23 protein-coding genes are annotated in these 25,354 nt (G+C 71.0%); all 23 read right to left on the reverse strand.

The features are described 5' to 3' along the window. Positions 1-4 precede the first annotated feature (4 nt). The 23 genes from EDF21_RS01715 to alaS all read right to left on the reverse strand — a co-directional run bounded on the left by EDF21_RS01715 (position 5) and on the right by alaS (position 25,346). On the reverse strand, positions 5-268 hold the full coding sequence (locus EDF21_RS01715) for a phosphoribosyl-ATP diphosphatase (RefSeq protein WP_043592769.1): 264 nt from the start codon (positions 266-268) through the stop codon (positions 5-7). Then, entirely contained in the window at positions 265-930 is a 666-nt protein-coding gene (gene rpe, locus EDF21_RS01720; RefSeq protein WP_056045300.1) for a ribulose-phosphate 3-epimerase, read from the reverse strand. Before rpe ends, EDF21_RS01715 begins: the two co-directional genes overlap by 4 nt. 9 nt (positions 931-939) lie before the next feature. Then, on the reverse strand, positions 940-2,310 hold the full coding sequence (locus EDF21_RS01725) for an RsmB/NOP family class I SAM-dependent RNA methyltransferase (RefSeq protein WP_123570090.1): 1,371 nt from the start codon (positions 2,308-2,310) through the stop codon (positions 940-942). Further along, on the reverse strand, positions 2,307-3,296 hold the full coding sequence (gene fmt / locus EDF21_RS01730; protein WP_123570091.1) for a methionyl-tRNA formyltransferase: 990 nt from the start codon (positions 3,294-3,296) through the stop codon (positions 2,307-2,309). Before fmt ends, EDF21_RS01725 begins: the two co-directional genes overlap by 4 nt. Positions 3,297-3,311: 15 nt before the next feature. Then, positions 3,312-5,387 (reverse strand): primosomal protein N', encoded by a 2,076-nt coding sequence (locus tag EDF21_RS01735; RefSeq protein WP_233568324.1) that lies wholly within the window; start codon positions 5,385-5,387, stop codon positions 3,312-3,314. Positions 5,388-5,389: 2 nt separating this feature from the next. Then, on the reverse strand, positions 5,390-6,622 hold the full coding sequence (gene metK, locus EDF21_RS01740; protein ID WP_123570092.1) for a methionine adenosyltransferase: 1,233 nt from the start codon (positions 6,620-6,622) through the stop codon (positions 5,390-5,392). A gap of 120 nt (positions 6,623-6,742) precedes the next feature. After that, the gene (gene rpoZ, locus EDF21_RS01745) at positions 6,743-7,009 is read right to left on the reverse strand and encodes a DNA-directed RNA polymerase subunit omega (protein WP_056045308.1); all 267 of its coding nucleotides are present in this window, start codon (positions 7,007-7,009) and stop codon (positions 6,743-6,745) included. A gap of 77 nt (positions 7,010-7,086) precedes the next feature. Further along, positions 7,087-8,001 (reverse strand): guanylate kinase, encoded by a 915-nt coding sequence (gmk, locus tag EDF21_RS01750; RefSeq protein WP_056045311.1) that lies wholly within the window; start codon positions 7,999-8,001, stop codon positions 7,087-7,089. After that, entirely contained in the window at positions 7,989-8,843 is an 855-nt protein-coding gene (gene pyrF, locus EDF21_RS01755; RefSeq protein WP_056045314.1) for an orotidine-5'-phosphate decarboxylase, read from the reverse strand. Before pyrF ends, gmk begins: the two co-directional genes overlap by 13 nt. Next, positions 8,840-12,115 (reverse strand): carbamoyl-phosphate synthase large subunit, encoded by a 3,276-nt coding sequence (carB, locus tag EDF21_RS01760; protein WP_123570093.1) that lies wholly within the window; start codon positions 12,113-12,115, stop codon positions 8,840-8,842. The genes pyrF and carB overlap by 4 nt, the downstream gene beginning before the upstream one ends. Beyond that, positions 12,115-13,299, reverse strand: a complete 1,185-nt coding sequence (carA, locus tag EDF21_RS01765) for a glutamine-hydrolyzing carbamoyl-phosphate synthase small subunit (RefSeq protein ID WP_123570094.1) — start codon at positions 13,297-13,299, stop codon at positions 12,115-12,117. The genes carB and carA overlap by 1 nt, the downstream gene beginning before the upstream one ends. Further along, entirely contained in the window at positions 13,292-13,813 is a 522-nt protein-coding gene (locus EDF21_RS01770) for a hypothetical protein (RefSeq protein WP_123570095.1), read from the reverse strand. The genes carA and EDF21_RS01770 overlap by 8 nt, the downstream gene beginning before the upstream one ends. Then, a complete protein-coding gene (locus tag EDF21_RS01775) occupies positions 13,810-15,180 on the reverse strand; it encodes a dihydroorotase (protein ID WP_123570096.1) in 1,371 nt (456 codons plus the stop codon). The genes EDF21_RS01770 and EDF21_RS01775 overlap by 4 nt, the downstream gene beginning before the upstream one ends. After that, positions 15,177-16,133, reverse strand: coding sequence for an aspartate carbamoyltransferase catalytic subunit (locus EDF21_RS01780; protein ID WP_123570097.1), 957 nt, complete (start codon positions 16,131-16,133; stop codon positions 15,177-15,179). Before EDF21_RS01780 ends, EDF21_RS01775 begins: the two co-directional genes overlap by 4 nt. Next, positions 16,130-16,723: a bifunctional pyr operon transcriptional regulator/uracil phosphoribosyltransferase PyrR gene (gene pyrR / locus EDF21_RS01785; protein ID WP_123570098.1), complete on the reverse strand. Its 594-nt coding sequence runs from the start codon at positions 16,721-16,723 to the stop codon at positions 16,130-16,132. The genes EDF21_RS01780 and pyrR overlap by 4 nt, the downstream gene beginning before the upstream one ends. A 121-nt stretch (positions 16,724-16,844) precedes the next feature. Further along, positions 16,845-17,255: a transcription antitermination factor NusB gene (gene nusB / locus EDF21_RS01790; RefSeq protein WP_043592748.1), complete on the reverse strand. Its 411-nt coding sequence runs from the start codon at positions 17,253-17,255 to the stop codon at positions 16,845-16,847. 3 nt (positions 17,256-17,258) lie between these two features. Further along, entirely contained in the window at positions 17,259-17,822 is a 564-nt protein-coding gene (gene efp / locus EDF21_RS01795; RefSeq protein WP_043592746.1) for an elongation factor P, read from the reverse strand. Positions 17,823-17,907: 85 nt separating this feature from the next. Next, positions 17,908-18,996 carry a 3-dehydroquinate synthase gene (aroB, locus tag EDF21_RS01800; RefSeq protein WP_056045338.1) on the reverse strand — a complete coding sequence of 363 codons (1,089 nt, stop codon included), beginning with the start codon at positions 18,994-18,996 and terminating at the stop codon, positions 17,908-17,910. Continuing rightward, positions 18,993-19,472 (reverse strand): shikimate kinase, encoded by a 480-nt coding sequence (locus EDF21_RS01805; RefSeq protein ID WP_123570772.1) that lies wholly within the window; start codon positions 19,470-19,472, stop codon positions 18,993-18,995. Before EDF21_RS01805 ends, aroB begins: the two co-directional genes overlap by 4 nt. Positions 19,473-19,504: 32 nt before the next feature. Next, positions 19,505-20,710 (reverse strand): chorismate synthase, encoded by a 1,206-nt coding sequence (gene aroC / locus EDF21_RS01810; RefSeq protein ID WP_123570099.1) that lies wholly within the window; start codon positions 20,708-20,710, stop codon positions 19,505-19,507. Between the two features lie 98 nt (positions 20,711-20,808). Further along, a complete protein-coding gene (gene mltG, locus EDF21_RS01815; protein ID WP_123570100.1) occupies positions 20,809-22,152 on the reverse strand; it encodes an endolytic transglycosylase MltG in 1,344 nt (447 codons plus the stop codon). 3 nt (positions 22,153-22,155) lie between these two features. Next, positions 22,156-22,665 (reverse strand): Holliday junction resolvase RuvX, encoded by a 510-nt coding sequence (gene ruvX / locus EDF21_RS01820; RefSeq protein WP_123570101.1) that lies wholly within the window; start codon positions 22,663-22,665, stop codon positions 22,156-22,158. 8 nt (positions 22,666-22,673) lie between these two features. Further along, positions 22,674-25,346, reverse strand: a complete 2,673-nt coding sequence (alaS, locus tag EDF21_RS01825; RefSeq protein WP_056045351.1) for an alanine--tRNA ligase — start codon at positions 25,344-25,346, stop codon at positions 22,674-22,676. Positions 25,347-25,354: the final 8 nt, after the last annotated feature.

Here is a 25,354-nt window from a genome sequence, read left to right on the forward strand (position 1 = left end):
CGACTCAGAGATGTCGGTAGACGTCGGCCGGGGTGATGCCCTTGGCGATCATCATGACCTGCAGGTGGTAGAGCAGCTGGGAGATCTCTTCGGCGGTCGCGACGTCGCCCTCGTACTCGGCGGCCATCCAGACCTCGGCGGCCTCTTCGACGATCTTCTTGCCGATCTGGTGCACGCCGGCGTCGAGTTCGGCCACGGTGCCCGACCCCTCGGGCCGGTCGCGGGCCTTGTCGCTGAGCTCGAGGTACAGGTCGTCGAAGGATTTCACGACGTCAAGGCTACCGTCGCGGCGGCCGCCCGGAGTGCAGCGATGTTGTCGACGGGCGACCCGCCGTAGACGGCGGACCCGGCGACCACCGTGTCGGCACCGTTCTCGACGGCCGTGACGATGGTCTCGGTCGTGATGCCGCCGTCGACCTCGAGCCACACGTCGAGCCCGGAGGCGCGCACGGCCTCACGGGCACGGGCCAGCTTGGCCATCGTCTCGGGCATGAAGGACTGCCCGCCGAAGCCCGGCTCGACCGTCATGACGAGGATCATGTCGTACGCGTCGAGGGTCTGGAGGTAGGGCTCGAGGTCGGTGCCCGGCTTCACGGCGACGGAGGCGCGGGAGCCGTTGCTGCGGATGGCCTGCGCCGTCGAGACGGGATCGGACGCCGCCTCGGCGGAGAAGGTCACCGAGAAGGCGCCCGTCTCGGCGTAGCGGGGTGCCCAGCGGTCGGCGTCGTCGATCATCAGGTGCAGGTCGAGCGGTACGGGGCTGACCTCGCCGAGACGCTGCACGACGGGGAGTCCGAGGGTGAGGTTGGGCACGAAGTGGCCGTCCATCACGTCGACGTGCACGAGGTCGGCGGTCGAGATGCGCTCGAGGTCGCGCTCGAGGTTCGCGAAGTCGGCCGAGAGGATGCTGGGGCTGATGCGGATCGACACGGGACGAGCCTACCGTCCGGCACGTTTCTCGATCAGGGCGACGAACATGGCGTCGGTGCCGTGACGGTGCGGCCAGAGCTGGACGAACGGTGCCGACGCCAGGTCGACGGCGCGGCCGGCGATGCGCTCGACGCCGGCCGTCGCGTCGAGCAGGACGAGATCGTCGTCGCGGCCTCGGAGGCCCGCCTCGACGACTCCGCGCGTCTCGGCCGTGTGCGGGGAGCAGGTCACGTAGGCCAGGACCCCCCCGGGCGCCAGCGCGTCCAGGGCGCTGGCGAACAGGCGCGACTGGAGGGCCGTGAGCTGACCGACGTCGGCCGGCTGCTTGCGCCACCGGGCCTCGGGTCGCCGCCGCAGGGCCCCGAGGCCGGTGCAGGGCGCGTCGAGCAGGATGCGGTCGAAACCTCCTGGCCGTTCCGCCCCGAAACGGGTGGCGTCACCCTCGAGGACCTCGACGTCGCCCGGGACGGCCTCGAGCGCCTGTCGGACGAGCCCCGCCCGTGCCGGGACGAGCTCGTTGGCGACGAGGTGGGCACCCGCCCGAGCGGCCTCGGCACCGAGCAGGGCGGCCTTGCCGCCGGGTCCGGCGCACATGTCGAGCCACCGTTCTCCGGGTGTGGCGGGGCGGTGTCGACTGAGGAGGAGCGCGGCGAGCTGCGACCCTTCGTCCTGCACGCGGGCACGCCCCTCGCGGACGGCCGTCTGCTGGGCCGGATCGCCCCCACCACTCGTCGCCGCCAGTGGCGACAGGCGCCCGCTCGGGGCGCCGAGCTCGGACACCTCGGCGAGCCCCGGCAGGGCGACGAGGCTGACCTTCGGGGCGTCGTTGTCGGCCGACAGCAGATCGACGAGCTCGCCCTCCCGCCCCTCGGCGGCCAGCGAACGACGGAACGCCCGCACCACCCAGGCGGGGTGCGACCACTCCGCGGCCAGACGGTCGTCGTCCCCGGTCGTGTCGGCGAGGACGCGCTCGCGCCACTCGTCGGGCGTGGACCGTGAGATGGTGCGCAGCACGCCGTTGACGAATCCAGTGCCCGATCGGCTGCCCACCTGACGTGCGAGCTCGACGCTCTCGTCGACGGCCGCGTGGACCGCCACGCGCGTCGAGAGGAGCTGGTGCGTGCCGAGTCGGAGGACGTCCAGCAGTGCCGGGTCGATCGCGTCGGTGCCCCGACGGGCGGCCAGCGCGATGACGCGGTCGTAGTAGCCCCGGAGGCGCAGGGTGCCGTAGGTCAGTTCGGTCGCGAGCCCCGCGTCCTGGGCTCCGAGACGGGCCCGGACGATGCGCTGCGGCAGCAGGAGGTTGGCGTAGGCGTCGTCCTGCTCGACGGCCCGGAGGACGTCGAGGGCGACCTGGCGGGCGGGTTGGACTCGGCTCATGAGGTGCTCTTCGGCTCGGTGTCGGTGGTGATGTCGATGTCGGCCGGGACGGGCGGGGTGGGCGGGGTCACGCGACGGTCGACCCCACGGGGCAGCCCCCGCCACCAGTCGGCCGCCGACATCTCTTTCTTGCCCGCCGGTTGCACCCGGACCAGCTCGACGGGCGAGGAGGCGGTGCCCAGCAGCACACGGCGGCCCCGGGACTCGAGGCGACCGGCCTCGAGAGGTGCCTCGTCGGTCGACGTCGTCCGCGCCTCCGTGATCTTGAGGCCCGAGCCGTCGAGGTCGACGCGGGCGCCGGGCTCCGGCGTGACGCCTCGGAAACGGGCGATCACCTCGGTCGCCGGTCGCGAGGCGTCGAGGACGCCGTCGGCGAGGGTCAGCTTGGGGGCGAGCGTGACCGCGCCGGTCTGGGGCGTCGCCGTGGCCGTGCCGTCGGCGAGGCGGTCGACGACGTCGACCAGCAGGCCGGCACCGGAACGCGCGAGCTCGGCGAGGAGCTGGCCTGCGGTCTCGGTGCCGTCGAGGAGGCGCTCGAGGGTGCCGTAGACGTCCCCCGCGTCGAGCTCGGGGACGAGCTGGAACACCGCGGCGCCCGACACGGCGTCGCCCGCCATGAGCGACCGCTGGACGGGGGCGGCGCCGCGCCAGGCGGGAAGGAGGGAGAAGTGCAGGTTGACCCAGCCGAGCCGGGGGGCGCCGAGGAGGGGCTCGCGGAGCAGGGCTCCGTAGGCCACGACGACGCCGAGGTCGGGATCGAGTCCCGTGAGCTCGGCCGTGACCTCCGGCGTGATGCGGCGGGCCTTGACGACGCGGAGACCGAGGCGGTCGGCCTCGACGGCGACGGGGGTGGGGGTCAGGACGCGTCTGCGTCCCTGGGGGGTGTCGTCGCGGGTCAGCACGGCGACGATCTCGTGAGGACCGTCGGCGAGGGCGGTGAGCGAGGGCACGGCAGCGGCGGGGCTGCCGGCGAAGACGAGGCGCATGGGGTTCCTGGCGGGTCAGTCGGCGAACGGCTCGACGTCGTCGAACCGCACTCTGAGTGTAGGGACGGCCCGCGCACGCTTCTGACCGAGCGCCTTGCGTCGGTCCGTGGCCGCCCGGATGACCTGGGAGCGGAGGGCCAGCGCCACGTCGTGACCGCGCGAGTAGTCGAAGCGGACGATGGCGCGGACGCCGGCGGACTCGACGTCCACCGGGCCGAGGGTCTCGGCACGGACTTCGTCGGGAAGGTCGTCGAGCGCACGCGCGACGGTGTCGACCGTGCCGGTCACGGTCGCCACTCGGACGGCCGGGGGGAAGCGCAGGACGCGACGGTCGGCGAGCTCCGAGGAGACGAAGCGGGCGAGCTCCCACGTCGCGAGGGCGGAGGCGATGGCGCCACCCACCCCGACCAGCACGACCGGGGCGCGACGTGCGGCCAGGGCCGTGGCGTTGGCCCACCAGCGGAGGCAGTCCTCCGCGACGCGGAGGCTCTCTCGGGCGAGCATGCGCTCACCGTCGAGCAGCAGCACGGCTCGGTAACCGCCGGGGGCGATCGGCTCGGCCCCGCGGGTCGCGACGACGATCGCCGGGTCGGCGTCGACGTGGGTCAGGGCCCTCGCGCCGTCCGAGACGATGACGCGCACCCCGGGGAACGCCTTGCCGAGTTCGTCGGCCGTCCGCGACGCGCCGGTGCCGACGGCCCGCATGCGCGTTCCCTCGCAGGTGCGGCAGTGCCACGAGACGGCCAGGGCGCCACACCAGGCGCAGGCCGGGGTCACCCCTCGCTCGCGTTGCTGGAGGGGGCCGTTGCAGCGCAGGCAGCGTGCCGTGTCGCCACAGTCGACGCAGGCCAGGCGTGGCGAGTAGCCGGGCGAGGCCACCTGGATCAGGACCGGTCCGTGCTCGACCGCGGCCCGCGCCTCGGCGTAGGCCGAGGAGGGGATGCGGGCCTGCGCGGCGAATCCGTCCGTGGCGGCCTGACGGACGGTCGGCACGACCCGGGGCTGGTAGCGCGGATCGGGACGCACCTCGGCCAGGAAGCCGATCTCGACCAGGCGCTGCACGTCGGTGCTGCGGGAGTGGCCGAGGAACACCAGGGCGCTGTCTTGTTGGGCCTGCCGGAGCAGCGCGGTGTCGCGGGCGTGCACGTACGGGGCGAGCGGCTCGCCGAAGGACGGGTCACCGTCGTCGAACACCACGACGACCCCGAGCCTGGCCGAGGGGGCGAGCAGGACGGACCGGTTGCCGACGACGACCACGGGCTCGTCGCCTCGGGCACGGAGGAGCGCTCGGTAGCGGTCGGCGTTCGACTGTCGGGAGTCGAGCCGGACGACGCGGTCGGGCGGGAGGACGGCGGCGAGGGCCTGGAGGACGTGCTCTTCGTCGCGGTAGTCGGGGACGGCGACCACGGCGTTGTCGCCCGCGCCGACGGCGACCGCAGCGAGCTGGGCGGCCGTGAGGGCCCAATGACCCACCCATGCCCCGTCGGGCAGTTCGACCAGCAGCGGAACGGCGTCGACCGCCGCGCGACCGCGGGCCGCAACGAGCCCGGCGAGGTCGGTCGACCGATAGCCGACGACGACCGGGACGGGTTCGGGGTGGGCGTCGGCGTCGTGGTCGGGAGTCGAGGGTGCCACGGGAGCCACGGTCGGGGCAGTGGGGCCGGTGGGGCCGGAGGCCGGTGAGGACGAGTTGTCGGCGGCGGCCAGGTGGGCCTTCTCGACCCGGACCTGACGCGGTGGGATCGCGAGCCGCACGACGTCGCTGGCCGATCCGCCGGCCCGGTCGGCCACGGCGCGCGCGAGGCGCCACACCTCGGGTGCCAGGACCGACACGGTCGACACGACGTCCTCGATCTCGGACAGGTCGCCGCCGTGCTCGGACGACGACGCGACCTCGACGACGAAGCCGTCGGCGATGCGCCCGGCGGAGCGGAGCGGAACCTTGACGCGGATGCCCGGGGCGATCTGGTCGCGCAGCCGCTCGGGCACGGCGTAGTCGAACAACCGGTCGAGTTGCGGCAGCGGCGATTCGACCATCACCCGGACGACGCGCGGCACGCTGTCGACGGGGACGTCGGCGACCGCCGCCACGGTCAGAGCCCGGCGGCGGCCCGGAGGGCGTCGACGCGGTCGAGCGCCTCCCAGGTGAAGTCGGGCAGGTCGCGACCGAAGTGGCCGTAGGTCGACGTCGCCGCGTAGATCGGCCTCAGCAGGTCGAGGTCGCGGATGATCGCCGCCGGGCGGAGGTCGAACACGCTCTCGATGGCGGCCGTGATGACGTCGTCGCCGACGTGCCCGGTGCCGAAGGTCTCGACGTAGAGGCCGACGGGTGCGGCCCGCCCGATCGCGTAGGCCACCTGGAGTTCGAGCCGGTCGGCGAGGCCCGCGGCGACGGCGTTCTTGGCCACCCACCGCATGGCGTACGCGGCGGACCGGTCGACCTTCGAGGGGTCCTTGCCCGAGAACGCGCCCCCACCGTGACGGCTCGCCCCGCCGTAGGTGTCGACGATGATCTTGCGGCCGGTGAGTCCGGCGTCGCCCTGCGGGCCGCCGATCTCGAACCTGCCGGTCGGGTTGATGATGAACCGGGTGTCCGTGGACGAGAACCCTGCCTCGTCGAGGACGGGGCGGATGACGTGCTCGATGACGTCGGACTCGAGCTGAGCGCTCGAGACCGCAGGCGAGTGCTGGGTCGACAGGACGACGGTGTCGACGGTCGTGGGCACGACCCCGTCGTAGCCGACCGTCACCTGCGTCTTGCCGTCGGGCCGGAGGTAGTCGAGGGTGCCCGACTTGCGCACGGCCGCCAGTCGCTCGGCGAGCCGGTGGGCCAGCCACACGGGGAGCGGCATGAACTGGGGGGTCTCGTTGGTGGCGTAGCCGAACATGATGCCCTGGTCGCCGGCACCCTGGCGGTTGAGCAGGTCGTCGTCGCCGCCACGCGCCTCGAGGGCGGTGTCGACGCCCTGGGCGATGTCGGGCGACTGGGACCCGATCGACACCTCGACGCCGCAGGTACGGCCGTCGAAGCTCACGGCCGACGAGTCGTAGCCGATGCCCACGATGAGGTCGCGCACGATCGTGGGGATGTCGACGTAGCCCTTGGTGGTGACCTCGCCGGCCACGTGCACGAGTCCCGTCGTGACCATGGTCTCGACCGCGACCCGGCTGGCGGGGTCGACAGCCAGCAGCGCGTCGAGGATGCCGTCCGAGATCTGGTCGCAGATCTTGTCGGGGTGGCCCTCGGTGACCGACTCGGAGGTGAAGAGTCGAAGGGAGGTCGATGCCGTCGGGGCGGGGCCGGTCGTCGTGTCGGTCGGGGTCACGGTGTTCCTCTGGGTGTCGTTCTGGGTGGGGACGCGATGAGGCCCCGCGGGATGGACTCCCGGGGGCCTCGTCAGATGATAGGACCGACCACCGTCAGAGGGGCTGGTCGTGTCGCCCCGCTACTCGGAGGGGACGGCGAGCGGCTTCACCTCGAGCTTGTCCTCGTTGATCTCGTGCATCGCGACCGACAGGGGCTTGTCGTCGATGGAGCTGTCGACCAGGGGGCCGACGTTGTCGAACAGGCTGCCCTCGTGCAGGTCGGCGTAGTAGTCGTTGATCTGACGCGCGCGCTTGGAGGCGAAGATGACGAGTGCGTACTTCGACTCGACCTTCGACAGCAGCTCGTCGATGGGGGGATCGATGATGCCCTGGTTCTTGTCGGCCATTGGTTGCTCCTCGTGTCGATGGGGGACGGTGCCGGCTCCGCTCGGGACGAGCGTGGGCACCAAGATGGGGGCGCGGGTCACGCGCGGGTGCGGCCCGGTTCGGGCGCAGTCATCAATTCTACGACCTCCCGGGCCGCTTCGGCCACGTCGTGGTTCACGACACGCGCGTCGAACTCGTCCTGGGCGGCCAGTTCGACCTTCGCGGTCTCGAGTCGGCGTTGCTGTTCGGCAGCGTCCTCGGTACCCCGACCGATGAGTCGACGGACGAGTTCGTCCCAGGTCGGGGGCAGCAGGAACACGAGCACGGCCTCGGGCATCGCGGCCCGGACGAGTCGAGCGCCCTGCAGGTCGATCTCGAGCAGCACGCTGCGCCCCTCGTTCAACGCGGCGTCCAACGGAGGGCGGGGCGTGCCGTAGCGGTACGAGTTGTGCACCGTGGCGTACTCGAGCAGTTCGCGGTCGCGGATCATGCGGTCGAACTCCGCGTCGTCCACGAAGTAGTAGTGGACCCCGTCGACCTCGCCGGGTCGCGGGGCACGGGTCGTCGCCGACACGCTGAGATGCACGTCGGGGTAGTTCTCGCGGATGTAGGTCGAGACCGTGCCCTTGCCCACGGCCGTGGGGCCCGCCAGGACGACCAGCCGGGACCGGAGGCGCCCCTTCGACTCGCGGACGGCCAGCCAGTCGCCGAGGATGCGGCGTTGCCTCACCCCGAGTCCGCCGACGCGCTTCGACTCGGCGATGCCGAGCTCGGTCATGATGCGGGCGACGCGGGTCGGACCGATGCCCGGGATGCTGGTCAGGAGTTCGCGGACCCTGAGCGACCCCTCGGGGCTCGTGGGTTCACCGGCCCAGGCGGACTCCGCGACGTCGAGGGCGCTGCGGGTCCGGGAGGCGACGGCGTTCTTGACGGCGGCGCGACCGCGACGCGCGGCCACGGCGGCTCGGGCCGCCGCGGCACGGTCGACGGGAGGCGGGGTCAGACGAGGCACGAACGCACCTCGTCGGCATCACGACGGACCGCGTCGGCGAACCCTTCCGGACCCGCCGAGAGGAGGGCTCGGGAGGCGGAGACGAGCACGGCACCGGCCGCGGGGCCGAAGAGCCGCGGCAGGTCGGCATAGGTCGCGCCCTGGTGGCCGAACCCCGGGGCGAGCACCGGCGTCGTCGTCAGTCGGGCGGCGTCGATGCCGTAGTCGTCGAGGTCGACGGTCGCGCCGAGCACGAGGCCGACGCTGCCGAACGGAGCGTCGCCCGCCGTCTGGTTGTCATGGAGCACGTCGTCGACGATACCGCTCGCGACGGTGCCCTCCGCGCCGTGGTCGTCCGTCCGGACGGCCGTCTGGGTGGCGAGGGCCTCGACGTTGGACGTCGCGGCCAGCACGAAGACGCCGGCGCCGACGGCCCGTGCCCGGGTGACCAGTCCGGTCATGGAGTCGAAGCCGAGATAGGGCGAGACCGTCAGCGCGTCGACCCGCAGCGGTGACGACGCGTCGAACCAGGCCTCGCCGTAGGCGTCCATCGTCGAGCCGATGTCGCCCCGCTTCGCGTCGCCGATCTGCACCAGGCCCCGCTCGCGACCGGCCTCGAGGACGTCTTCGAGGGCTGCGAACCCCGCGGAGCCCCACCGTTCGAAGAACGCGACCTGCGGTTTCACGATCGTCGCCGAGCCGACCAGACCGTCGAGGACGCGTAGGCCGAACTCACGGACACCCGAGGCGTCGGACGGCAGGCCCCACTGGTCGAGGAGATAGGGATGCGGATCGATGCCGACGCAGAGCGGACCGGTCGCGGCGAAGGCCGCCGCGAGCCGGTCGCCGAACGACGAGCTCACCGTCGGGCCGCCCGGGCGAGGCCGTAGTCCTGCAGGCTCGTCACCTCGAGGTCGCTCTGGACGGCCTCGATCGAGGCGACGGCCGCACCGAGCTGGGCGATGGTCGTGAAGAGCGCCTTGTCGGCTGCGACCGTCGCCGCACGGATCTCGTAGCCGTCGGCCCGGGCGCTCGAGCCGCTCGGGGTGTTGATCACGATGTCGACCTCGTCGGCGTTGATCAGGTCGACGACCGAGTGGCCTCCGGCGCTGAACTTGTCGACGGTGTCGGCGTGGATGCCGTTGCGGACGAGGACGGTGGCCGTCCCCTCGGTCGCCAGGATGCGGAAGCCGAGCTGCTGGAGGCGCAGCACCGGCAACACGATGGCCCGCTTGTCACGATCGGCGACGCTGACGAAGACGGTGCCCGAGGTGGGGAGGCCGCCGTACGCCGCCGTCTGGCTCTTCGCGAACGCCCGGGGGAAGTCGCGGTCGATGCCCATGACCTCGCCCGTGGAACGCATCTCGGGGCTGAGGACGCTGTCGACGACCTGGCCCTCCTTCGTGCGGAACCGCTTGAAGGGGAGCACGGCTTCCTTCACCGAGATCGGCGAGTCGAGGGGGACGTCCGAGCCGTCCTGCTCCGGCAGCAGGCCGGTCTCCACGAGGTCGCGCACGCTGTGGCCGACCATGATGAGCGAGGCCGCCTTGGCCAACGGGATGCCGAGGGCCTTCGAGACGAAGGGCACCGTGCGGCTCGCCCGGGGGTTGGCCTCGATGACGTAGAGCACGCCGGCCGCGATCGCGAACTGCACGTTCAGCAGACCGGACACGCCGATGCCCTTCGCGATGGCGAGGGTCGCGTCGCGGACGCGGTCGATCTCGCCCTTCCCGAGCGTGACGGGCGGAAGGGTGCAGCTCGAGTCACCGGAGTGGATGCCAGCTTCCTCGATGTGCTCCATGATGCCGCCGACGTAGAGCTCGGTGCCGTCGTAGAGCGCGTCGACGTCGATCTCGACGGCGTCGTCCAGGAACCGGTCGACCAGCAGGGGTGCCTCCGGTCCGATGATGGCCTGGTCGGCGACCCGCTCGAAGTAGTCGGCGAGCGAGGGGCTGTCGTAGACGATCTCCATGCCGCGGCCACCGAGCACGTACGACGGGCGCACCAGCACCGGGTAGCCGATCTCTTCGGCGACGGCGACGGCGCTGTCGTAGTCGGTCGCCGTGCCGTTGCGCGGCGCGAGCAGGCCGGCGGCGTCGAGGATGCCCTGGAAGAGGCCTCGTTCTTCGGCCGAGTCGATCGCGTCGGGCGTCGTGCCGAGGATGGGCACGCCCGCGGCCTCCAGGCCCTTCGACAGGCCGAGGGCCGTCTGGCCGCCGAGCTGCACGACGACGCCGACGAGCTCGCCGCTGGCGCTCTCGGCGTGGACCACCTCGAGGACGTCCTCGAGGGTGAGCGGCTCGAAGTACAACCGGTCGCTCGTGTCGTAGTCGGTCGACACCGTCTCGGGGTTGCAGTTGATCATGATCGTCTCGAACCCGGCGTCGCTCAGGGCGAAGCTCGCGTGGACGCACGAGTAGTCGAACTCGACGCCCTGCCCGATGCGGTTCGGCCCGGAGCCGAGGATGATCACCTTGCGGCGATCGCTGGCCACGACCTCGGTCTCGGCGTCGTAGCTCGAGTAGTGGTACGGCGTCAGCGCGGGGAACTCCCCCGCGCAGGTGTCGACGGTCTTGAAGACGGGACGCACGTCGAGGGCGTGCCGGTGATCGCGGACCTGCTGCTCGGAGAGACCGCGCAACTGGCCGATCTGGTCGTCGCTGAAGCCGTGGTCCTTCGCGAGCACGAGCACGTCCGCGTCGAGCTCGGCCGCCGCGGCGACCTGCTCGGCGACCTCGTTGATCAACACGACCTGGTCGATGAACCAGGGGTCGATCTTCGTGGCGTCGAAGACCTGCTCGGCGGTGGCGCCGGCCCGCAGGGCCTGCTGGACGGTGACGATGCGGCCGTCCGTGGGCGTCGACGACAACGCGAGCAGCGCCTCCTCGTCTCCGGGCTCGCCCTGCCAGTGGAAGCTCGAGCCACGCTTCTCGAGCGACCGGAGCGCCTTCTGCAGCGCCTGCGTGAAGTTGCGGCCGAGGGCCATGGCCTCGCCCACGCTCTTCATCGTCGTGGTCAGCGTCGTGTCGGCCGCCGGGAACTTCTCGAAGGCGAACCGGGGCACCTTGACGACGACGTAGTCGAGCGTCGGCTCGAAGGAGGCGGGGGTCACCTTCGTGATGTCGTTCGGGATCTCGTCGAGACGGTACCCGAGGGCGAGCTTCGCCGCGATCTTGGCGATCGGGAAGCCGGTCGCCTTGGACGCCAGGGCGCTCGAGCGCGACACGCGGGGGTTCATCTCGATGACGATGACGCGGCCGTCCGCGGGGTCCACCGCGAACTGGATGTTGCAGCCGCCCGTGTCGACGCCCACGCGACGGATGATGTCGATGCTGATGTCGCGCAGGTTCTGGTACTCGCGGTCGGTCAGGGTGAGCGCCGGGGCGACGGTGATCGAGTCGCCGGTGTGGACTCCGACGGGGTCGACGTTCTCGATCGAGCAGACCACGACCGTGTTGTCGGCCGTGTCCCGCATCATCTCGAGCTCGTACTCCTTCCAGCCGAGGATGCTCTCCTCGAGGAGCACCTCGGTGGTCGGGCTCTGGTGCAGGCCGTCCGTGACCATGCGGACGAGCTCGTCACGGGTGTAGGCGAAGCCCGACCCGAGCCCGCCCATGGTGAACGAGGGCCGGATGACCAGCGGGTACCCGAGGTCCTCGGCGTACTCGACGGCCTGGTCGACCGTCGTGGCGATGTACGACTTGGCGACGTCGGCACCGGACTCGAGCACGAGCTTCTTGAAGAGCTGGCGGTCCTCGCCCTTCTGGATGGCCTCGACCTTGGCGCCGATCAACTCGACGCCGTGCTTGGCGAGGATGCCTTCTTCGTCGAGGGCGATGGCGGCGTTCAGGGCCGTCTGCCCGCCGAGGGTGGGCAGGATCGCGTCGGGGCGCTCCTTCATGATGATCGCCTCGAGCACCTCGGACGTGATGGGCTCGATGTACGTCGCGTCGGCGAAGTCGGGGTCGGTCATGATCGTGGCCGGGTTCGGGTTGACGAGGATGACCCGGACCCCTTCTTCACGCAGCACGCGGCACGCCTGGGTGCCCGAGTAGTCGAACTCGGCCGCCTGGCCGATGACGATCGGCCCGGAGCCGATCACGAGGACGGAGTTGATGTCGTCACGCTTGGGCATCAGTTGCTGCTTTCGATGTCGGAGCCGAAGTCGACGGCCTGGCCGTTCGTGCGGGCGACGACCGCCTCGCGGAAGCGGTCGAAGAGGTGGTTGCTGTCGTGGGGGCCCGCGGCGGCCTCGGGGTGGTACTGCACCGAGAACGCGGGGATGTCGAGGGCACGGAGGCCCTCGACGACCTGGTCGTTCAGGCTGTAGTGGCTGACCTCCACCCGGCCGAAGCCGGCCGGGGAGTCGAGGACACCGTCGATGGGTGCGTCGACCGCGAAGCCGTGGTTCTGGCTGGTGATCTCGACCTTGTTCGTCGTCTTGTCGAGCACGGGTTGGTTGATGCCGCGGTGGCCGAAGGGCAACTTGTACGTGCCGAAACCCAGGGCCCGGCCGAACAGCTGGTTGCCGAAGCAGATGCCGAAGTAGGGCAGCCCGTCCCGCAGGGCACCCTGCAGCAGTTCGACCTGGGAGTCGCTCGCCGCCGGGTCGCCCGGGCCGTTCGAGTAGAAGAGGGCGTCGGGGGCGAGAGCACGGAGCTCGTCCAGGGTCGTGGACTGCGGCAGCACGTGCACCTCAAAGCCGCGCTGCGCGAGGTAGCGGAGCGTCGAGGTCTTCACGCCCAGGTCGAGCACCGCGACGGAGCCGATGCGGTCGCCCTCGGCGTGCAGGACGTACGGCTCGACCGTCGACACCTGGCTCGAGAGGTTGAGGCCGCGCATGTCGGCCCCGGCGGTGACGAGGGACAGCTGCTCGTCGGGGTCGAGCTCCGCGTCGGGACCGCTGAAGACCCCGCCCTTCATCGAGCCGACCTCGCGCAGACGGCGCGTGACGGCGCGGGTGTCGATGCCGCGGATGCCGACGATGCCGTCGGCGACGAGCTGGTCGTCGAGGCTGCCCTGCGCCCGGTGGTTCGAGACCACCCGGCTCGCGTCCCGCACGACGTACCCGGCGACCCAGATGCGGCGTGACTCGGGGTCGGTGTCGTTCACGCCCGTGTTGCCGATGTGCGGTGCCGTCATGACGACGATCTGCCCGGCGTACGACGGGTCGGTGAGGGTCTCCTGGTAGCCGGTCATGCCGGTCGCGAAGACGACCTCGCCGAGGGTGCGTCCGACGGCGCCGTAGGCACGACCCGTGTAGCGGGTGCCGTCGGCGAGGACCAGCACGGCCCTCTCGGTGGTGGAGGCGTCAGTCAATGGTCTTCTCCTTGGTGGTGCCGGCCCCGGGGGCCGTGGGGACGAGGGGGCGGATCGCGGCGACGACGGGTGCCGGGTCGTCGGTGATGCGCAGGTAGGTGTCGAGGTCGACGTCGCCGAGGCGCCAGCCGACGACGACGAGGCCGTCCCGCTCGACGACGCGGTCGATTGTCCAGGTCGCACGGTCGACCCCCCGCAACGAGGAGGCGCGGATCAGCACGGCCGGTTCGCCCGCGATCTCGAGGCGCACGCCCTCGGCGTGGACGGACACGATCGCCCGACCGCGGAACCCGAGGCCGTGCACGACGACGCGGTCGAGCGGGTCACCGCCCCGTGACGTGGCGACGTAGAGGGCGTCGACGGCGAGGACGGGGGCCGAGAGGTCGTCGGGCGCCCGGTCGGGCGCGGGGATGTCGGACTGACGCCGCCCCCTGGCGCGCCAGGAGCGGGCCATCAGACCGATCAGCAGTCCGACGCCGACGAGGATGAGCGCGGCGATGATCCACTGGCTCATCGGGCGGGCGTCCCCTCGGAGGCGGCGAGGGCGGCGGCGCTGTCGACGAGTCGAGCCGCGTGGGCGACGACCTCGCTCTCGACGACGTTCCCGTCGACCACCGTCGCGTAGCCCTGGTGGAAGGTCGCCCGCACCTGTCCGGGCAGGACGCGACCGAGGTAGGGCGAGTTGCGGCTCTTGCCCGCGAGGTGCTCGGTCGAGAACGTGCGGGTCACCCCACGATCGTAGAGCGTGAGCTCGGCGGGCTCGCCCACGGCGAGGGGACGGCCGTGGCCCGCGACCTGCCCGATCTCGGCCGGGGCGATCGACATGACGCGGGCGACGTCGGCCCAGCCGACGAGCCCGGTGTCGACCATCGTGTGGTGGACGACCGACAGGGCCGACTCGAGGCCGACCATGCCGTTCGCGGCCGCATCCCACTCGCAGCACTTGGCCTCGGACGTGTGCGGGGCGTGGTCGGTGGCCACGATGTCGATCGTGCCGTCGGCCAGGGCGGCACGCAACGCCTCGACGTCTTCCGAGCGACGCAGCGGCGGATTGACCTTGAACCGTGAGTCGTAACCCGACACGAGGTCCTCCGTCAGCAGGAGGTGGTGCGGCGTCACCTCGGCCGTGACCTCGATGCCGCGCGACTTGGCCCAGCGGATGACCTCGACGCTGCCCGCCGTCGACACGTGGCAGACGTGCAGTCGGGCGCCGACGTGGTCGGCGAGCAGGACGTCGCGGGCGATGATGGCCTCTTCGGCGACCGCGGGCCAGCCTCCCAGGCCCAGTTCGGCCGACAGTGCGCCCTCGTTCATCTGGGCGCCCTCCGTGAGCCTCGGCTCCTGGGCGTGCTGGGCGAGGACTCCCCCGAACCCCTTGATGTACTCGAGGGCCCGACGCATGAGCAGCGGGTCGGCGACGCAGGAACCGTCGTCGGAGAAGACCCGGACGGCGGCCCGCGAGCGGGCCATGGCACCGATCTCGGAGAGGTGGGTCCCCTTCAGCCCCTGGCTCACGGCACCGATCGGGCGGACGGTCACGAAGCCGGCCCGCTCCCCCAGCGCCTGCACCTGTTCGACGACCCCCGCGGTGTCGGCCACCGGCGACGAGTTCGCCATGGCGTTGACCGCGGTGTACCCGCCGGCGGCCGCTGCGCGGGATCCGGTCAGGACGGTCTCGCTGCCCTCGCCCCCCGGCTCGCGCAGGTGGGTGTGGAGGTCGACGAGGCCGGGGAGCAGGAGCAGGCCGTCGGCGTCGGTGACCGTCGCACCGGCGGCGGTGAGGCCGGTGCCGAGTTCGGCGACGACGCCGTCACGGACGACGACGTCGGTGCGGGTGCCGTCGACGGTCTCGGCGCCCCGGATGAGGTGGGTGGTGGTCACGATGCGTCCTCCCGGTCGCCGGCGAGGGTGAGGTAGAGCACGGCCATGCGGACGGCCACGCCGTTCGTGACCTGCTCACGGACGGTGGACCGCGGCGAGTCGGCGGCCTCGTCGCTGATCTCGAGGCCGCGGTTCATCGGGCCGGGGTGCATGACGAGCGTGGACTCGGGCAGAGCCCGGAACCGCATCGCACCCAGCCCCCAGGACCGGGCGTACTCGCGGGGATTGGGGAAGAACGCGTCGTTCATGCGCTCCTGTTGGATGCGCAGCATCATGACGACGTCCGGTCGCACCTCGGCCAGGGCCTCGTCGAGGTCGTAGCGGACGGAGACGCCGAAGCGGCTGACGTCCACCGGGATCAGCGTGGGAGGCGCGACCACCGTGACGTGCGCCCCGAGCGTCCGCAACAACCACGCGTTGGAACGGGCCACCCGCGAGTGCAGGATGTCACCGACGATCATCACCTCGACGCCGTCGAGGTCGCGCCCCCGGCTCGCCGCGCCGTGGACGCGCCGGCGGATCGTGAACGCGTCGAGCAGGGCCTGCGTGGGGTGTTCGTGGGTGCCGTCGCCGGCGTTGACGATGCCGGCGTCCACCCAGCCGCTGTCGGCCAGCACACGAGGTGCGCCGCTCGACGGGTGGCGGATCACGATGCCGTCGGCCCCCATGGCGGCGAGGGTCTGGGCCGTGTCCTTCAGGGACTCGCCCTTGGAGACGCTCGACCCCTTGGCGGCGAAGTTGATGACGTCCGCACTGAGCCGCTTGGCCGCGGCCTCGAACGAGATGCGCGTGCGGGTGCTGTCCTCGTAGAACAGGTTGACGACCGTGATGCCGCGGAGCGTCGGCAGCTTGCGCACCTCGCGGGTGGCCACGTCCGCCATGTCCTCCGCGACGTCGAGGACGCGGATCGAGTCGTCGCGCGAGAGGTCGGCGGTGCTGAGCAGATGCCTCATCGGTTCGCCCCCGGGGTGGTGACGGGCGCGGAGGCGGCACCCGCGCCTCCTGCGGTCGTGGCGTCGTCGATGGCGACGAGTTCGTCGTCGTCGACGCCGTGCAGTCGCACGAAGATGCGCTCGACGGTCGAGGTCGGCAGGTTCTTGCCCACGAAGTCGGCACGGATGGGCAGTTCTCGGTGGCCTCGATCGACGAGGACCGCGAGGCGAACGGCCCGGGGTCGGCCGATCGAGCTCAGGGCGTCCAACGCGGCACGGATGGTACGCCCCGAGTAGAGGACGTCGTCGACGAGGACGACGGTCTTCCCGTCGATGCCGCCGGAGGGCACCGAGGTGGGTCGGGGCGACCGGGTGGGCTGGCGCCGGAGGTCGTCCCGGTACATCGTCACGTCGACCGACCCCACGGGAACGGTGCTGCCCGAGATGGACGAGAGGATCGCGGCGAGCCGGTCGGCGAGCACGACCCCCCGCGTCGGGATGCCCAGGACGACCAGGTCGTCGGCACCTTTGTTCGACTCGAGGATCTCGTGCGAGATGCGCGTGAGGGCACGCGCGATGTCAGCCTGACTCAGCACGGTACGGGTGCTCAATCGGACCTCCTTCCCCGCCTCTCGGGACGGAATTTAAAGGATGTCGGTGTGGGTCGCTCAACCCTAGCGGTTCATCGGACGCCCGACGAGCCGGCCGGCGACGACGGCGGCCGGTCGGCGGTCAGTCCGCAGTCGCGATCCGACCGAGCAGTCCGTTGACGAACGAGGCGGAGTCGTCGGTGCTGAGGGTCTGGGCCAGTTCGACGGCCTCGCTGATCGCCACGGCGTCGGGGATCTCGTCGTTGTGACGCAGCTCCCAGATGCCGATCCGGATGATGCCGCGGTCGAGGGTGGGCATGCGCGCGAGGGTCCAGCCCTGCGAGTACGTCTCGATCAGTTCGTCGATCTCGTCGCGGTGGTCGATGACGCCCTGCACGATGTCGCGCGCATAACCCCAGCTCGAACCCCGCTCGGGCTGGTCGAGGGCCCGCTGGGTCTCGGCGACGAGCGCATCGGTCATGCTGATCTGACGGATGTCGGCGACGTACAGGACGTCGAGGGCGCGCTTGCGCGCCTTGGTGCGTGCGCTCACCGACTAGTCGTTGACGCGGCCGAGGTAGCCGCCGTCGCGGGTGTCGACCTTGACCTTGGTGCCGGTCTCGAGGAACAGCGGCACCTGGATCTCGTAGCCGGTCTCGACGGTGGCGGGCTTCGTCCCGCCGGTCGAGCGGTCGCCCTGGAGGCCGGGCTCGGTGTACGTGACCTCGAGGATGACCGAGGCGGGCAACTCGATGTACAGCGGGTCGCCGTCGTGCAGGGCCATCTGCACGTTCTGGTTCTCGAGCATGAAGTTCTTCGCGTCGCCGACGATCGTGGCGGGCACGTTGATCTGGTCGTAGTCGCTCGTGTCCATGAACACGTAGCCGTCGGCCTCGGCGTAGAGGTACGTGTACTCGCGACGGTCCACGTTGGCGAAATCGATCTTGGTGCCGGCGTTGAACGTCTTGTCGACGACCTTGCCCGACATCACGTTCTTCATCTTGGTGCGGACGAACGCGCCACCCTTGCCCGGCTTGACGTGCTGGAACTCGATGACGTTCCAGAGTTGACCGTCGAGGTTGAGGACGGCACCGTTCTTGATGTCGTTGGTAGTCGCCATGCGCGGATGATCCGTTCGGGGTGGTGGGAGGTCGGCCGGAATCGGCCATCGTCGAGTGTAGCGGACGCCCCGAAGGGCCGAAGGGCTACGAACCGATCTCTTGGTACGCCGCGAAGAGCAGGCTCTGGTCGGGCCCCTGCAGCACGGTGGGCCGACCGATCTCGTCCAGGACGATGAAGCGCAACAGGCCCGCGCGCGCCTTCTTGTCCCGTTGCATGGTGGCGAGCAGGGTGTTCCAGCGCCCGAGCGGATACGACACGGGAAGGGTCAGCGACTCGAGGATGCGGCGATGACGGTCGACCGCCTCGTCGGACAGTCGGCCGGTCAGGCGGGCGAGCTCTGCGGCGAACACCATGCCCACCGACACCGCGGCCCCGTGGCGCCACTGGTAACGCTCGGCGTGCTCGACGGCGTGGCCGAGGGTGTGGCCGTAGTTCAGGATCTCGCGCAGGCCCTGCTCGGTGAGGTCTTCGCCCACGACGCGGGCCTTCAACCCGATCGCCAGTTCGACCACCCGCCGGAACTCCGGCGTGGTCGGGTCGGTCGCCCGGTCGACGTCCGCCTCGACGATGTCGAGGATCTCGGGTTCGGCGATGAACCCGACCTTCACGACCTCGGCGAAGCCGGCGAGGATCTCGTTCTTCGAGAGCGTGTCGAGGTGGTCGAGGTCGGCCAGCACCGCCACCGGCGGGTGGAAGACACCGACGAGGTTCTTGCCCTCGGCCGTGTTCACTCCGGTCTTGCCACCGACGCTCGCGTCGACGAGCCCCAGCACGCTGGTCGGCATCTGGACCAGCGGGACGCCTCGGAGCCAGGTGCCGGCGACGAAGCCCGCCAGGTCGGTGATCGCCCCGCCGCCGAGACCGATGACGGCGTCGGTGCGGGTGAAGTCGGCCTGGCCCAGCACCTGCCAGCAGAAGGCGGCGACCTCGACGCGCTTGGCGTCCTCGGCGTCGGGCACCTCGGCGATGAGGGCCTCGTAGCCGGCCGCCACGAGGGCGTCGCGCACCTCTCCGGCCTTGCGGCCCAAGGTGGGGGCGTGGACGATCAGGACCTTCTTGGTCTGCGGGTGCAGGACCGCCGGCAGGTGGCCGGTGAGGCCCCGACCGATCAGGACGTCGTACGGGGCGTCTCCCCCGACGTGGATGGTGGTGGTGTCGGTCGCGTCGGTCATGCGGTGCCTCTCTCGGAGTCGAGCCAGGTCTCGATGTCGTCGACGACGGTCGAGACGGGTCGGTTAGACGTGTCGAACACGGCGGACGCCAGTGCCCGGTAGACCGGATCGCGCTCGGCGGCGATGGCCCGCCAGGCCTCGATCCCGCCTCTCTGCAGCAGCGGCCGGGTGCTCCCGGCCAGCCTCGACTCGACGGCCTCCGCCGTCACGGTCAGCAGGACGACGGGCAACCCGGACAAGGAGGCGCGCGTGCGTTCGTCGAGGACGGCTCCCCCACCCAGCGACACCACCCCGTCGCCGGTCAGGGCCTCGACCACGGCCTCGTGTTCGAGTGCCCGGAAGTGGGCCTCGCCGTGACGGTCGAACAGGTCGGCGATGGGCCCGTGCCGCCGGACGACGAGACGGTCGCTGTCGACGAACGGGACGCCGAGACGACGGGAGAGCTTCTTGCCGATGCTCGTCTTGCCCGCCCCCATGGGCCCGATCAGGACGACCGGCCGCGCGACCGTCACTCGGCGGCGGACGCCGGCTGAGTCCGCAGGTTCTCGGGGATGGCGTCGAGGTAGCCCCGCAGGTTGCGCGCCGTCTCGCCCAGCGAGTCGCCGCCGAACTTCTCCAGGATCGAGTTCGCGAGGACGAGGGCGACCATCGACTCGGCGACGACGCCGGCGGCCGGGACCGCGCAGACGTCCGATCGCTGGTGGTGCGCCTTGCTCTCTTCGCCGCTCGTGACGTCGACGGTGGCCAGCGCCCGGGGCACGGTCGCGATGGGCTTCATGCCGGCACGCACGCGGAGGACCGTGCCGGTGCTCATGCCCCCCTCGGTGCCGCCGGCTCGGTCGGTGTCACGCGAGATGACCCCTCCCGTGCGGTGGAGCTCGTCGTGGGCGACGGAACCGCGCCTCCGGGTGGTCTCGAAGCCGTCGCCGACCTCGACTCCCTTGATCGCCTGGATGCCCATCAACGCGGCGGCCAGCTGCGAGTCGAGACGACGGTCCCACTGGACGTGCGAACCGAGCCCGGGCGGCACCCCGTAGGCGAGCACCTCGACGACGCCGCCCAGGGTGTCGCCGTCTTTCTTGGCGGCCTCGACCTCGTCGACCATGAGGGCGCTGGTCGCCTGGTCGAAGCAGCGCAACGGGTCGTCGTCGAGACGGTCCACGTCCGTCGGGACGGGCACCGGGCTGCCGTCGGGCACGCGCACGGGCCCGATCGACAGGGTGTGGCTGACGAGCTCGATGCCGAGCTCGGCGAGGAACGACCGGGCGACGGCTCCGAGCGCGACGCGCGCTGCCGTCTCGCGTGCGCTCGCCCGCTCGAGGATGGGACGGGCCTCGTCGAAGTCGTACTTCTGCATGCCGACGAGGTCGGCGTGGCCGGGACGGGGTCGGGTGAGGGGTGCGCTCCGCCCCCGGGAGGCCTCACTCACCTCGACGGGCTCGGGGTTCATCACCTCGACCCACTTCGGCCATTCGGTGTTGCCGATCCGCAGGGCCACGGGGCTGCCCATGGTCAAACCGTGACGGACGCCGCCCGAGATGTTGAGTTCGTCCTGCTCGAACTTCATGCGGGAACCGCGGCCGTAGCCCAGTTTGCGTCGGGCGAGGTCGGCACGGATCGCGTCGAGCGACACCGGCACGCCGGCCGGCAGCCCTTCGAGGACGGCGACGAGCTCGGGCCCGTGAGATTCTCCAGCGGTCAACCAACGAAGCATGGTGTCGATCTTCCCACAGAGAGAGGGGCCGACCGACCGTGTGACGGTCGATCGGCCCCTCGGGACCGGTGGGTCTGCCCAGGGGTCCCATGGGTCGGTCACTGGTACTCGGGGTGCTCCCGCATCCAGGCCTGCCACTGCTTGACCGCGGCCTGGTGCTCCGCGAACGTGGTCGAGAACGCCGTCTCGCCCGAGTCGAGATCGACCGTGACGAAGTAGAGCCAGGTCCCGTCGGCCGGCTTGAGGGCGGCGTTCAGGGCGAGATCACCGGGGTTCGAGATCGGCCCGACCGGCAGACCCTCGTGGACGTAGGTGTTGTAGGCGTTGTTCGCGTCACCGCGCTCTTCGTCGGTCGTCGTGACCCGGTGGGTGTTGCCGGTGCCGTAGGCCACCGTCGCGTCGGACTGGAGGAGCATGCCCTGGTCGAGACGGTTCTGGAAGACCCGCGCGACCTTCGGGTAGTCGTCGGCCAGACCGGCCTCTTTCTGGACGAGCGACGCGAAGACGATGGTGTTCTGGTAGTCGGCGGGCTGTGCGCCGGCGGACTGCAGGTGCTGGGTCATGGTCGTCACCATGTCCTGCAGGTAGTCGTGGGCGGTCTTGCCCGGGTCGAGTTCGTAGGTCGCCGGGAAGAGCCATCCCTCGAGGCTCGTGGCCTCGGCGGGCAGCCCGAACGTCGTGTAGTCCGCAGCGGCGGCCTGGACGTCGGCGATGGGGATCGACGTCGCGGTGGCCAGGAGTTCGTAGACGTCCGCCGCCACGGTCCCCTCGGGGATGACGACCTTGTTGGTGATGCGGTTGGCGCTGTCCTGCAGTGCATCGAGGGCCGACTGGGCGCTCATCTGCTGCTGCAGGGTGTAGGTGCCCGGTTGGAAGGTCATCGACGGGTTGGACAGGAGGAGCGAGTAGGCCGACTCGTAGCTCTGCGTGACGCCCGCGTCCGCGAGGTTCTGCGCGATGTCGGAGCCGACCTGACCCGAGACGATGGCGAACTCGACGGGCGTGCCGTTCCCGCTGCCGGCGTAGTCGGCTGGTTCGTCGTCACCCGTGAACTTGGCGATCAGGGGCTGCACCTGCCCCCAGGCGGCGGCGACGCCGGCGGTTCCGCCGGCCAGGACGAGCACGAGGATGGACGCGAGGACGATCGGGCCCTTCTTGGAACGCCGTTCACGCGGTTCGCGCGTCGTGCGTCCGCGGGTGCGGTCACCCCCACCGTCGGAGGGGGGAACGACGCCGGGTTCGGTCTGTCGCTCGCGCTCACGCTGTTCGCGGCGGGACAGGGCGGGGGCGTCGACGTGGGTGGTGCGGCGGAGGGGTGCACCGTCGGCGTCGCCCGGTCGACCGTCACCCGGATCACCCCGTCGTCGTCCGGAGGTGTCGGCAGGGCGGTCGTTCTGGGGTTGGGACGCGAAGATGTCGTCCCAGTCGGGTTCGTCGGCCACGAATCACTGTCTCTCGTCGGTGGCGGGCGCGGCACCGTCGCCGCTCGCCTCTCGGGTCACGTCGACCATCCGCCCGGGCGGTCGACCGCTCGAGCGCTCGAGGTCGAGCGCGTGCTGGACGATGATAACAGCGGCCACTTGGTCGATGACGGACCGCTGGCTCCTGCCCTTCCGGCCCGATGCTCGGAGGGCGCCCTGGGCGCTCACGGTCGACAGGCGCTCGTCGACGAGGCGCACGGGCACGGCCACGGCCCGGGCGACGGCCGCGGCGAAGTCCCGCGCGTCCTGGGTGGAGGCCGTGTCGCGACCCGAGAGGGCGATGGGCAGCCCGACGATCACCTCGAGCGCGTCGAGTCCGGCGACCAGGTCGCGGACGGCACCGATGTCGGCCACGCCGTCGGCCGAACGCGCCAGCGTCTCGACCGGGGTGGCGAGCAGACCGTCGGGATCGGTGCGGGCGACACCGACCCGGGCCTTGCCCACGTCGATGCCGATCCGGACTCCGCGCCGCACGAGCGTCCTCAGGACCCGAGCTCGGCGACGATGCCGGCCAGCGCGGTGGGGATGGCCGAGACGTCGGATCCGCCGCCCTGGGCGAGGTCGTCCTTGCCGCCGCCCCCGCCACCGAGAGCCGCGGCGGCGCCCTTGGCGAGACGGCCGGCCTTGACGCCGGCCTGACGCGCGCCGTCCGTGGTGGCCACGATCACGGCGGGCTTGCCCGCGACGTCGGCTGCCAGGGCGACGACCGAGGCGCTGGACGCGCCCAGGCGTTCGCGGACCGACAGGGCGAGCGACCGCAGGTCGTCGGTCGAAGCGAGCGACCCGACCGATTCGGCGACGACCGTGAGGTCGCCGATCCGACTCGCCGTCTCGGCCAGCGCCGGGACGCGGGTGGCGAGGCGGGCGGACTCGAACTCGGCGATCTTCTTCTCTGCCGTCCGGAGGCTCGTGACCAGGTCGCCGATGCGGTCGGCCAGCTGATCACGGGGAGTCTTGAGCGACGAGGTCAGTTGGGACACGAGAGCCCGCTCGGCGGCGAAGTCACGGAATGCGTCCATGCCGACGAGGGACTCGACGCGGCGGTTGGTCGACCCCACCGAGCTCTCGCTGACGAGGTTGATGAGGCCGACCTGCGAGCTGGTCGAGACGTGGGTGCCCGCGCAGAGCTCGCGCGACCAGGGACCACCGATGTCGACCATGCGGACCGTCTCGCCGTACTTCTCACCGAACAGCGCCATGGCGCCCAGCGCGCGGGCGTCGTCGAGGGGCATCTCGCGGGTGACGACCTGCAGGTCGTCGCGGATGGCGTTGTTCGCGATCTCCTCGATCTCGGAGCGTGTCTGCGGGCTCAGCGCCTGGTTCCAGTTGAAGTCGAGCCGCATGTATCCGGCCTTGTTGTACGACCCCGCCTGGTGCGCCTCCGGGCCGAGCACCTCCCGGAGGGCGGCGTGGATCAGGTGCGTCGCCGAATGCGCCTGCGTCGCGCCGCGGCGGTAGGCCGGGTCGACCACGCTGGTCGCCGTGTCGCCGACCCCCACCTCGCCGGACGTCACCTGGACGCGGTGGCTGATCAGCCCCTTGACGGGCTTCTGCACGTCGAGGACCTCGAGGTCGAAGCCCACGCCGACGATGCGGCCCGAGTCGGCTTCTTGACCGCCGGACTCGGCGTACAGAGAGGTCTCGGCGAGGATCACCTCGGCGATGTCACCCGCCACTGCCCGGTCGACGTCGGCCCCGTCGACGATCAGGCCCAGCACGCGCGTCTCGGTGTCGAGCTCGTCGTAGCCGGTGAAGACCGTCTCGCCCTGGGCCCGGAACGCGCTGTAGACGCTCAGGTCGGCCAGGGCCACCTTCCGGGACTTGGCATCGGCCTTCGCCCGGGCACGCTGCTCGGACATGAGTCGGTCGAATGCCTCGCGATCGACCGTCAGACCGCTCTCTTCCGCGATCTCGAGCGTCAGGTCGATGGGGAACCCGAAGGTGTCGTGCAGGAGGAACGCCGTGTCGCCCTGCAGCTGCGGGGTCGTGCCCGCCGAGGCACGCTGCTTCGTGTCGTCGACGGCGATGTCGAGGATGTTCGTCCCGGCGGCCAGGGTGCGGAGGAAGGTCTCCTCCTCGGCGTAGGCCAGGCGCGAGATGCGCTCGTAGTCGGTCTCGACCTCGGGGTAGGCGGCCTTCATCGCGTCGCGGGACTCGGGGAAGAGCGAGGGGAACGTGGGGCCGTCGACGCCGAGCAAGCGCATCGACCGGACCGTGCGGCGCAGGAGGCGGCGGAGGATGTAGCCCCGACCCTCGTTGGACGGGCGGACCCCGTCGGACATCAACATGAGCGAACTGCGGACGTGGTCGGCGATGACCCGCATCCGCACGTCGTCGTCGTGGACGGCTCCGTATCGCCGTCCCGACAGCTCGGCGGCCTTGTCGAGGACGGGGCGCACCTGGTCGATCTCGTACATGTTGTCGACGCCCTGCTTGAGGAACGCCACGCGCTCGAGACCCATGCCGGTGTCGATGTTCTTGTTCGGCAGCTCGCGGACGATGTCGAAGTCGACCTTCGAGCGCACGTTCTCGATCTGGTACTGCATGAACACGAGGTTCCAGATCTCGACGTAACGGTCGTCGTCCGTCGCCGGGCCACCGTCGGCACCGTAGGCGGGACCACGGTCGAAGAAGATCTCCGAGCACGGACCTGCGGGCCCCGGCTGGCCGGTGTGCCAGTAGTTGGAGTCCTTGCCGAGTCGCTGGATGCGCTCGTCGGGCAGACCGGCGACCTTCTTCCAGAGGGCGATGGCCTCGTCGTCCTCTTCGTACACCGTCACCCAGAGGTCGTCGGGCGAGAACGCGAGTCCTCCGTCGGCCTCGCTCGAGGTCAGGAGCTCCCAGGCGTAACCGATCGCCTCTTCCTTGAAGTAGTCGCCGAACGAGAAGTTGCCGTTCATCTGGAAGAACGTGCCGTGCCGCGGCGTCTTGCCGACCTCTTCGATGTCGTTGGTGCGGATGCACTTCTGGACGCTGGTGGCACGCGGGTACGGCGTCGGGACGAGCCCCGTGAGGTACGGGATGAACGGGACCATGCCCGCGACCGTGAAGAGCAGGCTGGGATCGTCGCTGACCAGGGACGCGGACGGGACGACGGTGTGGCCCCGATCGCCGAAGTAGTCGAGCCAACGGCGGCGGATTTCGGCGGTCTGCATGGTTCTCC

This window comes from Frigoribacterium sp. PhB118 (assembly GCF_003751725.1).
Taxonomy (GTDB): Bacteria; Actinomycetota; Actinomycetes; order Actinomycetales; family Microbacteriaceae; genus Frigoribacterium.

Excerpts from the sequence above, each read along its gene's own strand:
- EDF21_RS01725 (WP_123570090.1), bottom strand. The coding sequence starts at position 2,310 with ATGAGCCGAGTCCAACCCGCCCGCCAGGTCGCCCTCGACGTCCTCCGG.
- fmt (WP_123570091.1), bottom strand. The coding sequence starts at position 3,296 with ATGCGCCTCGTCTTCGCCGGCAGCCCCGCCGCTGCCGTGCCCTCGCTC.
- rpoZ (WP_056045308.1), bottom strand. The coding sequence starts at position 7,009 with ATGGCCGACAAGAACCAGGGCATCATCGATCCCCCCATCGACGAGCTG.
- carB (WP_123570093.1), bottom strand. The coding sequence starts at position 12,115 with ATGCCCAAGCGTGACGACATCAACTCCGTCCTCGTGATCGGCTCCGGG.
- EDF21_RS01770 (WP_123570095.1), bottom strand. The coding sequence starts at position 13,813 with ATGAGCCAGTGGATCATCGCCGCGCTCATCCTCGTCGGCGTCGGACTG.
- EDF21_RS01780 (WP_123570097.1), bottom strand. The coding sequence starts at position 16,133 with ATGAGGCATCTGCTCAGCACCGCCGACCTCTCGCGCGACGACTCGATC.
- efp (WP_043592746.1), bottom strand. The coding sequence starts at position 17,822 with ATGGCGACTACCAACGACATCAAGAACGGTGCCGTCCTCAACCTCGAC.
- aroB (WP_056045338.1), bottom strand. The coding sequence starts at position 18,996 with ATGACCGACGCGACCGACACCACCACCATCCACGTCGGGGGAGACGCC.
- EDF21_RS01805 (WP_123570772.1), bottom strand. The coding sequence starts at position 19,472 with ATGGGGGCGGGCAAGACGAGCATCGGCAAGAAGCTCTCCCGTCGTCTC.
- aroC (WP_123570099.1), bottom strand. The coding sequence starts at position 20,710 with ATGCTTCGTTGGTTGACCGCTGGAGAATCTCACGGGCCCGAGCTCGTC.
- alaS (WP_056045351.1), bottom strand. The coding sequence starts at position 25,346 with ATGCAGACCGCCGAAATCCGCCGCCGTTGGCTCGACTACTTCGGCGAT.